Origin of the sequence: Agromyces litoreus (assembly GCF_040496015.1) — a bacterium.
GTDB lineage: Bacteria > Actinomycetota > Actinomycetes > Actinomycetales > Microbacteriaceae > Agromyces > Agromyces litoreus.
This window is the reverse complement of the sequence record NZ_JBEPKA010000010.1, coordinates 125,004-134,594: the sequence shown is the minus strand read 5'-3', so window position 1 is coordinate 134,594 and position 9,591 is coordinate 125,004. Positions and strand designations below refer to the sequence as shown.

At 74.1% G+C, this 9,591-nt stretch carries 10 protein-coding genes; 4 read left to right on the top strand and 6 right to left on the bottom strand.

Annotated elements, in window-relative coordinates; genetic code table 11:
* A partial coding sequence (locus tag ABME01_RS09630; protein ID WP_353828182.1) for an MFS transporter occupies positions 1–433 on the bottom strand: 433 nt, incomplete at its 3' end.
* A gap of 262 nt (positions 434–695) precedes the next feature.
* Here ABME01_RS09630 and ABME01_RS09625 point away from each other — a divergent pair.
* Entirely contained in the window at positions 696–1,181 is a 486-nt protein-coding gene (locus ABME01_RS09625) for an NUDIX hydrolase (protein WP_353828181.1), read from the top strand.
* A gap of 27 nt (positions 1,182–1,208) precedes the next feature.
* Here ABME01_RS09625 and ABME01_RS09620 read toward each other — a convergent pair whose 3' ends face one another.
* The 5 genes from ABME01_RS09620 to ABME01_RS09600 are packed head-to-tail and all read right to left on the bottom strand — an operon-like array spanning position 1,209 to position 4,778.
* Positions 1,209–2,138, bottom strand: a complete 930-nt coding sequence (locus ABME01_RS09620) for an ROK family protein (protein ID WP_353828180.1) — start codon at positions 2,136–2,138, stop codon at positions 1,209–1,211.
* A gap of 51 nt (positions 2,139–2,189) precedes the next feature.
* The gene (locus ABME01_RS09615; RefSeq protein ID WP_353828179.1) at positions 2,190–2,765 is read right to left on the bottom strand and encodes a GNAT family N-acetyltransferase; all 576 of its coding nucleotides are present in this window, start codon (positions 2,763–2,765) and stop codon (positions 2,190–2,192) included.
* Positions 2,762–3,952, bottom strand: coding sequence for a MalY/PatB family protein (locus ABME01_RS09610; protein ID WP_353828178.1), 1,191 nt, complete (start codon positions 3,950–3,952; stop codon positions 2,762–2,764). The genes ABME01_RS09615 and ABME01_RS09610 overlap by 4 nt, the downstream gene beginning before the upstream one ends.
* Positions 3,949–4,467: an ASCH domain-containing protein gene (locus ABME01_RS09605; RefSeq protein WP_353828177.1), complete on the bottom strand. Its 519-nt coding sequence runs from the start codon at positions 4,465–4,467 to the stop codon at positions 3,949–3,951. Before ABME01_RS09605 ends, ABME01_RS09610 begins: the two co-directional genes overlap by 4 nt.
* Before the next feature lie 20 nt (positions 4,468–4,487).
* Positions 4,488–4,778: a DUF4287 domain-containing protein gene (locus ABME01_RS09600; RefSeq protein ID WP_353828176.1), complete on the bottom strand. Its 291-nt coding sequence runs from the start codon at positions 4,776–4,778 to the stop codon at positions 4,488–4,490.
* 226 nt (positions 4,779–5,004) lie between these two features.
* Here ABME01_RS09600 and ABME01_RS09595 point away from each other — a divergent pair, with 226 nt between their 5' ends.
* The 3 genes from ABME01_RS09595 to ABME01_RS09585 all read left to right on the top strand — a co-directional run bounded on the left by ABME01_RS09595 (position 5,005) and on the right by ABME01_RS09585 (position 9,575).
* Complete coding sequence (locus ABME01_RS09595; RefSeq protein ID WP_353828175.1) at positions 5,005–6,120, top strand: hypothetical protein; 1,116 nt, start codon at positions 5,005–5,007, stop codon at positions 6,118–6,120.
* Between the two features lie 25 nt (positions 6,121–6,145).
* Positions 6,146–6,667, top strand: coding sequence for a GNAT family N-acetyltransferase (locus ABME01_RS09590; RefSeq protein ID WP_353828174.1), 522 nt, complete (start codon positions 6,146–6,148; stop codon positions 6,665–6,667).
* Between the two features lie 118 nt (positions 6,668–6,785).
* Positions 6,786–9,575 (top strand): hypothetical protein, encoded by a 2,790-nt coding sequence (locus ABME01_RS09585; protein WP_353828173.1) that lies wholly within the window; start codon positions 6,786–6,788, stop codon positions 9,573–9,575.
* Positions 9,576–9,591: the final 16 nt, after the last annotated feature.

The following is a 9,591-nucleotide window of genomic DNA, read 5'->3' as shown; positions in this document are numbered from 1 at the left end:
CCCACTCGCCGCCGGCGGAGAAGCCCTGCAGGATGCGGAGCGTGATGAGCAGGATCGGTGCCGCGATGCCGATCGCGGCGTACGTGGGCAGGAAGCCGATGAGCGACGTCGACAGGCCCATGAGGATGAGCGTGAAGACGAGCATCCGCTTGCGGCCGAGCTTGTCGCCGAGCCAGCCGGCGACCACCGCGCCGAGCGGGCGGAACAGGAACGAGATGCCGATCGTCGCGAAGGCCAGCACCTGGGCGAGCGTCGCGTTGGATTCGGCGAGGGGGGCGAGGAAGAGCGGCGCGAGCACCAGGCCGGCGGCCTGCGCGTAGATGAAGAAGTCGTACCACTCGATCGACGTGCCCACGAGCGTCCCGGCGAGGACCTTGCGCTCCTCGCTGGTCATGCGCCCGGTGCGCGTCGGATCCTGGACGGTTGCAGTCATGCGAACTCCGTTGTTCTGTGCAGGGTGTGACGGGGGTGCGGCGCGGGGGTGGTGCGCCGGTACAGAATTCCCGACCGATCGTTCGGTTGGAAATCCGAACCTAGCGCATGAACGGCGTCGAACGGAAGGGGCCGTGCGACGAACGGTCGTCGGAACGCGACGAACGGTCGACGCCCGGCGGCGTTCGCTCCCGCCGCGTCGCGACCCGCCGCGTCGCGACCCGGCGGGCCGCGGCCGCCGGGTCGCGGCGTAGTCTGATCGCATGCCGACGCCCGACTTCATCCTCGAACTCCGTCGGCACGTGGGCACCGAGCCGCTCCCGCTCGTCGGCGTGACCGCGGTCATCCTCCGCGAGGGGCGCGTGCTGCTCGGCCGCCGCTCCGACACGGGCGCGCTCACGCCCATCACCGGCATCGTCGACCCGGGCGAGGAACCGGCGGTCGCGGCCGCGCGCGAGGCGATGGAGGAGGCCGGGGTCGCCATCGGCGTCGAGCGGCTGGCCGGGGTGCACCAGGTGCCCCGGGTCACGTACGCGAACGGCGACCGGGCCGACTACCTCGACCTCACGTTCCGGTGCCGCTGGATCGAGGGCGAGCCGGCACCCGTGGACGGCGAGATGACCGACCTCGGATGGCACGACCCCGGCGACCTCGGCGAGGTGGCCGACGAGCACCGGCGGCGCATCGAGGCCGCGCTCGCGGTCGGCGACGGTCCGGCCGCGTTCGAGGGCGGCGTCGAGCCGGCCTGACCCGACCGCCGCCCGCGTCGGCCGGGATCAGCCGTCGAGCGCGAGCAGGCCGGCCCCGACCAGCGGGGCGTCGTCGCCGAGCTCCGCGGGGACCACTCGCACCTCGTGCGCGGCGGGGAGCAGCGCGGCGCCGTGGGCGGCGGCCTCCACGAGCGAGAGGTAGTCCTCGGAGACGCGGGAGAACCCGCCGCCGATCGCCACCGTCGTCACGTCGAGCAGCGCGGCGAAGGAGGCGATCGCCTGGCCGACCGCGGTGGCCGAGCGACGCACGGCCCGACGCGCCACGGGGTCGCCCTCGCGCGCCGCCATGGCCAGGGCGAGTCCGTCGACGCCCTCCCAGCCGTGCGCGTTCGCCCATCGCACGGTCGCTGGGCCCGACGCCACGGCCTCGACGGTCGCCTGGACCGGCAGGTCGGGATCGGGCCGGCGCACCCACGCCTGTCCGACGTGGCCGGCGTTGCCGGTCTCGCCCCGCACGACGCGGCCGTCGAGGACGAGGCCGCCCCCGATCCCCGTCGACACGACCATCGCGATGCCGTTGCGCACGCCGCGCAGGGCGCCGAACCGCGCCTCGGCGAGCGTGATGCACGTGCCGTCGAGCGCGACCCGCACGGGTGCGCCGCCGGCGAAGCGCTCGACGGCGGGGACGAGCGGCAGGTCGCGGATGCCCGGCATGTTCAGCGGCGACACGTGCGTACCGTCGCCGCGCAGCGGACCCGCGGTTCCGATGCCGACCCCCACCAGCCGGGCGCCGGGCGCGAGCGACGCGACCGCCTCCTCGCACACCGACGCGATCGCGCTCGCGAACGTGTCCGGGGTCTGGCCGGCACCGGTCGGTGCCCGATGCCGGCTGCCGGGGACGAGCTCGCCTCGGGCGTCGACCAGCGCGGCGTCGACCTTCGTGCCGCCGATGTCGACGGCGAGGGCGACATCCGTCATCGATCCGTCTTCGCGCATGCCTCGATCCTGCCCGATCCGGCCGGGCTTCGGCGACCGCGAACCGATCGCTCAGCGAAGGTCGAGTCGCATGAGCACCCGGGGGAACCCGTTCAGCACCGAGCTCGTCTCGCCGGCGAGCGTGAACCCGGCGCGCTCGAACACCGAGCGCGTGCCGACGTACGCCATGGTGAGGTCGACCTTCTCCCCGCGGCTGTCGACGGGGTAGGCCTCGACCACGGGGGCGCCGCGCTCGCGCGCGAAGTCGACGGCTCCCGCGACGAGGTGGTGCACGATGCCCTCCCCGCGGTGCCCGGGACGCACCCGGAGGCACCACAGCGCCCACGCGTCGAGTTCGTCGACGTGGGGGATCCGCCGGTTCGTCGCGAAGGACGTGTCGGCGCGCGGATGGATCGCCGCCCAGCCGACGGGGTCGTCGCCGTCGTACGCCAGCACCCCGGGCGGCGGCTCCTGCCCGCACAGCTCGCGCACGCGCTCGCCGCGTGCGGGGCCGCGCAGGGCGCGATTCTCGGCCGACGAGCGGAGCCGGTAGCTCAGGCAGAAGCACACCGTGGCGTCCGGCCGCGTCGGGCCGAGGACGGCGGCGACATCCTCGAACACGGAGGCCGACCGCACGACGATGCTCATGCCGCCGCCTCGGCGGCCGCCGCGCCGCGGAGTGCCGACCCCATCTCGCGGACGAGCCGCTCGAGGATCGGACGCGGCGTCGCGAAGATCAACCGCGCGGCACCGGCGCCGACGTCGCCGCACATCCGCCCGTCGGTGAGCGCGACGCCGGCCTCGCGGGCGAACCAGCCCGCCGGGTCGGGGCCGGCGTGCGTGCCGGCGAGGTCGAGCCATCCGACGTACGTGCCCTCGGGTGCCGTCATGCGCACCCCGGGCAGTTCCTCCGCCACGAGGTCGAGCAGCCGGTCGCGATTGCCCTGGAGGTACGGCACGACGTCGTCGAGCCAGCGGTCGTCGGCGCCGTAGGCGGCGATCGTCGCGACCGCGCCCAGGTTGCTCGTCCCGTGACCGGCGAAGGGCCCGATGCGCTCCCAGGTCGCGCGGTCGCGATCGCTCGTGAGGACGAGCTGGGCGCACTTCAGGCCGGGCAGGTTCCACGCCTTCGACGCGCTGATCGCGGTGATCGAGTGTTCGGCGGCGGCCTCCGAGACGGTGGCGTACGGAACGTGACGCGCGCCCTCGTAGACGAGCGGCGCCCAGATCTCGTCGGCGAACACGCGGCCGCCGTTGCGCTCGACGAGCTCGGCGACCTCGGCCAGCTCCTCACGCGTGAACACCCGGCCGACCGGGTTGTACGGGTTGCAGAGCAGCAGGAGCTGCCCGCCGTCGTCGAACGCGCGCTGGAGCGCGTCGAGGTCGAAGCGGTGGCGACCGTCGGCGCCGACGGCGAGCGGGACCTCGATCACCTCGCGACCGCGCATGGGCGGCACCATGAGGAACGGCATGTACGCCGGCGTGGGCACGATGACCTTGGTGCCCGGGGCGGCGAGGTGTGCCATCGCGAGCTCGAGCGCGGTGATGACGTCGGGGACGGGCCGGACGTCCTCTGGCGCGACGCGCCATCCGGAACGCCGTCCCAGGTAGGCGGCCGTGGTCTCCGACAGCTCGGCACGCAGGCGTGCGGGCATGTAGCCGAACCCGCCCTCGTCGACGGCCTGGTGCAGCGCCGCCGTGATGCGAGGGTCGATGCCGAAGTCCATCTCGGCGACGAACGCGCCGATCGTGTCGGGGTCGGACCACTTGGTCGCGCCCGTGGCGCGCAGCTGGTCGATCGTCGTCGCGTCCACGCGCTCGGCGAAGCGGCTCACTCGGTCGGCTCCTCTCGTCGGTCGGCGTCCGGCGGCCACGCTACCTCGAAGCGTTCGAAGACGACGTCGAGGCCCTCGTGCCAGTCGATCCCGATCTCCGGGCAGATCCGCTGCCAGTAGCGACGATGGTTGTCCCGCCAGGAGTCGAGCGTGCGGTCGTCTTCGCCCTCGTCGGAGGCGAACGCGGCGTCGACGCTCGAGAACGGCCCGATCCGCAGCTCGGTGCTCCGCAGGATCACGCGAGGCCGGCCGGCCGAATCGCAGGCGATCCAGTGGCTCCCGATGCGCGGCAGCGCCTGGCCCTCGTCCCGGAACTCGGCGACCAGCGAAGCGGTGGCGCGTTTCGTGCCGTCGAGCACCAGCCCGAGCAGTTCGTCGGTGAGGGCGGGGTGGTCGCCGAACACCTCGACGCTCGGCGGTTCCGGGTCGAGCGCCCGATCCGGTCGCTCGGCGCGGTACTCCTCCCACAGCGCGGCGGCCGCGGATCGGTCGACGGGTGCGTTCCCGGCGGTCATGGTGCTTCCTTTCTCCGGGGTCACCGGTTGGGGTCGGTTGCCGCGCCGTCGAGCCAGAGGGTGTCGGTCGCGTCGCGGTGCACGCCGTCGCTGTCGACGTGCTTCGTGCTGATCCCAGGACCCTTGGTGATGACGTGGACCAGGGCCATCGCGTGCCCGCGGCCGAGTCCGTAGTCGTCGGCGAGCCACTGCACGATGGGCGTCGCCTTGGTGCCGGGGCCGAAGCCCCGTTCCCCGGCGAGTGCGATGAACTGACGGGGCGTGAGCCCGGTCTTCGCCTCGATGTTGTCGAGGTAGGCCTGGAACGACATGGCGTCTCCTTGCGGTTCGGATCGGTTCGGATCGGGCCGGCGTGCCGGGTCGCCCCGCCACGGCGGGACGGATGCCGCGGCGTGCGGCGTGCACCCCTGCACAGCATCCTCCGGACCACCCCCATTCCGGAACCGTCGGGACCCCTGTCCGGGCGCGCGACCGTAACCGGGCGGCTCGGTGCGCACCCCGAGGCCGTCGAACGCGTGGCCGGGTATGGTCCGCACCATGCGCCCGAACGCCGCCGTCCGCGTTGCGACGGCCACCCTGACCGCCCTGGTCCTCGCCGCCTGCTCGACCACGGCGGGAACGGCTCCGTCGGCGACCCCGCCGGCGTCCCCGGCCGGTGCCGCCGTCGCGGAACCGGTGCCGTCCGGATCCCTCGACTGCGATGACGTGGTGCCGGCCGAGGTCGTCGCCGCGGCGCTGCAGGGGTCTGCCGCCGCGCCGGCCGCGCCCGTCCGCGCGACGCAGGATTCGGCCGCGCTCGAGGCCGTCCTGCTCGAGGGCGTGGGAGGGCTGGCCTGCTCCTGGCGCGTCGGCGCCGGCATGCCCGAGTCCGCCGCCCCCGGCGACTGGGCCTACCTGCGCATCGCGGTGCTGCCCGGCGCCGCCGACGACTGGGTGCCGCTCGCCACGTACGGCCCTGACCCGTCGCCGGACGTGCGTCGGATCGGCGACGTCGACGCGTCGTTCGAGGCCGGTGACCTCGGCTGGACGTACTCGGCGCCGGCCGGCGACGACTGGGTGCTCGTCGAGCTCCGCGCGGCCGGGCTCGCGGCGGACGGCGGGCGCTACGACGGCGTCGGCGCGGATCGGGTCATCGAGTCGCTCGACGCAGCGGCCCTCGCGGCGTTCACGGCCATCGCCGCCGCGGGGGAGGACCACGTCATCGAGTCGGGCGCGGGCGCGGGCGACGGCCGCCCCGAGTGCCGAGGCGGACTGGCGCCGCAGGGTCTCGCGTCGGCGGCGGAGGCCACGGTCGACGACGTGGTCGTGAGCCGGCCGACGGCGCCCGCGACCTCGTTCGCCGAGGCCGTCGCGCTGCGCGCCGGCGTGTTCACCTGCACGGTCTCGACCGGGACGGGGTTCGACGACCGGGTCACGACCGCCCGCGGCTTCGACGCGCTCGTCGACCGGTTCGCGGCGCCCGACGCCGACGTCGCCTTCTCGCCGATCGAGATGGCCGACGTCCCGGCGGACCATCCGGTCTCGGCCTGGCTCGAGGACCACGTCGACAAGGCGGGCCGCAGCGCCGTCCTCGCCGTTCCCGGCTCGCTGTACTGGATCGAGGGACCGCACGCCGAGGCCGTCGCGCGGGCGATCGTCGCGCAGACCTGGTGACCCGTGGATGTGGCAGGGTGACCGGGTGACCCTGGCGACGCTCGAGGCATCCGGTTCGACCTTCACGCTCCGCCGCGCCGTGGCGGCCGATCTCGACGGGCTCGTCGCCCTCATCGCCGCGGACGCGCTGCGGGCCGCCGAGTTCGGGTCCACCGAGGCCGACCTCGCCGGGTACCGGAACGCGTTCGCCGCCATCGACGGCGACCCCGCCCAGCTGCTCGTCGCCGTGGACGACGCGCACGGCCGGCTGGTCGGCACGATGCAGCTCACGTTGATCCCCGGCCTCTCACGGGGCGGAGCCACGCGCATGCAGGTAGAGGCCGTCCGCGTCGCGGAGTCCGCGCGAGGGCTGGGCGTCGGCACGGCGATGCTCGAGTGGGCGATCGCGCATGCCCGGCAGCGCGGCGCTCGGCTCGTGCAGCTGACCTCCGACGCCCGGCGCGAGGACGCGCACCGGTTCTACGAGCGGCTCGGCTTCGCCGCCACGCACGTCGGCTTCAAGCAGTACCTCGATCGACCCGCGCCGCGGTCCGGCCCGCAGGGCTGAGGGAGGTGCCCTCATCCGGGGGGCACCGACGCCACGCGGGCGGCGATACCATCGCCCCAGATCGCGGCCCGGCCGCCGCGGCGCACGGCGGAGCCGGTCGCCCTCTGGGGGAGGGGTCATGGCACGCCTGTTCAGCTCCATCCGCACCGCCGTCCAAGGGCCGGAGATCCTGGAACTCCGGATCCACGGGGTCAAGAACTCCCCGCCGGCCCAGATGCTCGGCGCCGCGCCCGAGCAGGTGCGGCGGCGCACCGGAGACGAGCTCGGCTCGTTCTGGCGACGCGACGACGACCATCCACAGGACGGCATCCAGAGCGTCGAGGCGTTCTCCTGGGGCGCCCAGGCGCGCGCCGGCGGTGGCGCGCTGGCCGTGATCGGCCGCGCTGCGGTGCACGTGGGATGGTTCCTGCTGCTGCCCTACGCCTTGGCGAACCTCGCGTACTGGACGCGGCGCATCGACGCCCAGGAGAGCGCGGGCGCGAAGAAGTGGAACGGTTCGGCCGGCGCGGCGACCGTCCGGGTCTTCGGACTGGTGCTCACGCTGATCACCGTCGCAGCGTTCTGCTCGGTCGCGATCGACCTCGTCGCCATCCAGTGCTTCCGGGACGGCGCGCACGTCTGCGCCGCGCTGCCCGGATGGTTCGACGCGCTCCTCGGCCTCGAGCGCGACAGTCGTGCCGCGCTCTTCGGCCTGCTGCCGGTCGCCGCGATGCTGGTGCTCTACCTCATCGGACGGCGCGGCCGGGTGCGCTTCGAGGAACGGCTCAAGACCTTCGGCGCCGGGCTCGGCGATCCGCCGCCGGAGGCGGGCCGGCCCCTGTTGGCGACGCGCGGATTCTGGTCGGTGGCACGCGTCGGGCCGACCTCGGAACGGCTGCACCTGGCCGCCTCGATCCTGCTCGTGCTCATCCTCCTCGCGATCGACGACGTCTGCGCGTCGAAGGGCACCGAGTGCTTTCCGGGCGGGATCACGACGCTGGACCTCGACTGGGCCGGCATCATCGCGGACCACCCCGTTCCGGCGGTCGTCGGCATCGCGGGCATGCTCCTGATGGCGGGCATCGTCGTGCTGATCATCCTCGCCTCGCACGTGAGCAGCAGCCGCGAGACCGTCGTGAAGCGGGCACTGGCCCTCGTCGCGCTCGTGGCATCCATCGCGGGCTATGCCGGCTGGCTGATCTGGACCGCCGCCCGCGAGCCGACCGGAGAGCAGGGAGGGACGCACTTCGTGGGCCTGATCGCCACGCCGATCATCCTGATCGTCCTCGCCCTCTTCCTCGCCCTCGCCGGGGTCGGCTGGAAGTCCCGGTCGCGGACCCGCCGGGCGATCAGCGCCGTCCTGCTCGTGGTCGGCGGGGCGATGCTGCTCGCCAGTCACCACCCGCGCGTCGAGGCGTGGTGGGCGATCGGCGTCGCCGTCGCGAGCATCCTCGTGCACCTCGCCGTCTCATGGTCCACGCCCGGCACGCATCGACGGCAGGCCTGGCGCGGACAGGGCGCCGCCGTCGCGATGCTCCTCGCGCTCTTCGCCGCGATGGCGCTGTCGAGCCTGCTCGTCCTCGGGGTCGCGTCGTGGCTCGGCACGTCCACCGACTCGCCGGCCACCAGCGGGATCTTCCGGGAGCCCGCCGTGGGTCCCACTCCCGCCGAATGGGACATCCCGGACGCCTACGAGCGCTTCGCCGTGGTGCTGACCGTGATCGTCGTGCTCATGATCATCGTCCTGCTCGCCGCGGTGGGATGGAACTTCCGACGCTTCGTGCGGTTCTCGCTCCCGCCGCTCGAGCAGGGCCGCGGTTCGTCGGCGGCTCCCGTGCGCACCGGCGACACCGGCTCCGACGACGAGGTGCAGTCCGCGACGCGGCTCGGCGGCGTCGTGGTCCCGGACCCCGAGGAGTATCCCGAGCGACTGGCGCATCCGACGGGCCGGGTGCGGCGCCGCGCCGAGGTCCGCCGCAGCTCCCAGCTCCTGCACCGGGGCGAGCCGCTCTTCGGATGGCTCGCCGTCCTCGCCGCCGTCGGCTTCCTCAGCCTGTCGTCGGCGGCGGTGTACGAGTGGTGCCACCGGCTCGCCAGCCTGATCGACCCGGCCCTGCCCGGCGTGCTCCGGTCCGCGTCGGTCACGGTGCTGGCGGGGGTCGCGGTCGCGGCCGTGGCCGCGGTGGTCGTGCACGCCACCGCGAGCAGCGAGCGCCCGCTCGGCGTGTTCTGGGACGTCGTGTCGTTCTTCCCGCGTGCGGGTCACCCGTTCGCACCGCCCTGCTACGGCGAGCGGGTCGTCCCGGAGCTCTCGACGCGGATCCAGGGCTGGCTCGACGAGGCGGATGCCGGCCGGGATCGTGGCGTCATCCTCTCGGCGCACTCGATGGGCTCGACGATCGCGGCGGCGACCATCCTCGCGCTCCGGGGCGAGTCGTTGACGGAGGGGCCGATGGCCGGCACCGAGGTGGTCGACCGGGTCGCGCTGCTGTCGTACGGGAGCCAGCTGCGCGGCTACTTCAGCCGCTTCTTCCCATCCGTCTTCGGTCCCGAGGCCCTCGGGGTTCCCGGCGCGTTCGGGCCGTCGCTGTGGGCGTCGGACCCGTGGAGCAGGCAGGTCCTCCGCGAGTTCGCGGGTCCGGTGCCCGAGCCGGCGCAGGGTGCGGACCTCACCCTGACGGGCATCCTCGGGGCATCCGGACGCGACGTCCCGCGCTGGCGCAACCTGTGGCGCCGCACCGACTTCCTCGGATTCCCGGTCTACGGATACCGCGGCGACGGCAACCCGGTCGATCGGGGGGCCACCGAGACCGCACCAGGGCGGTACCTGTGGAGCGTCGCGACGCACGACGCCCCGGACTACTTCGGCACTCCGCAGTACGCGGTGGCGCGCGACGAACTCGTGCGCGCGCTCGGCGGGCGGTCCTGAACACGCCGAGGGCCGG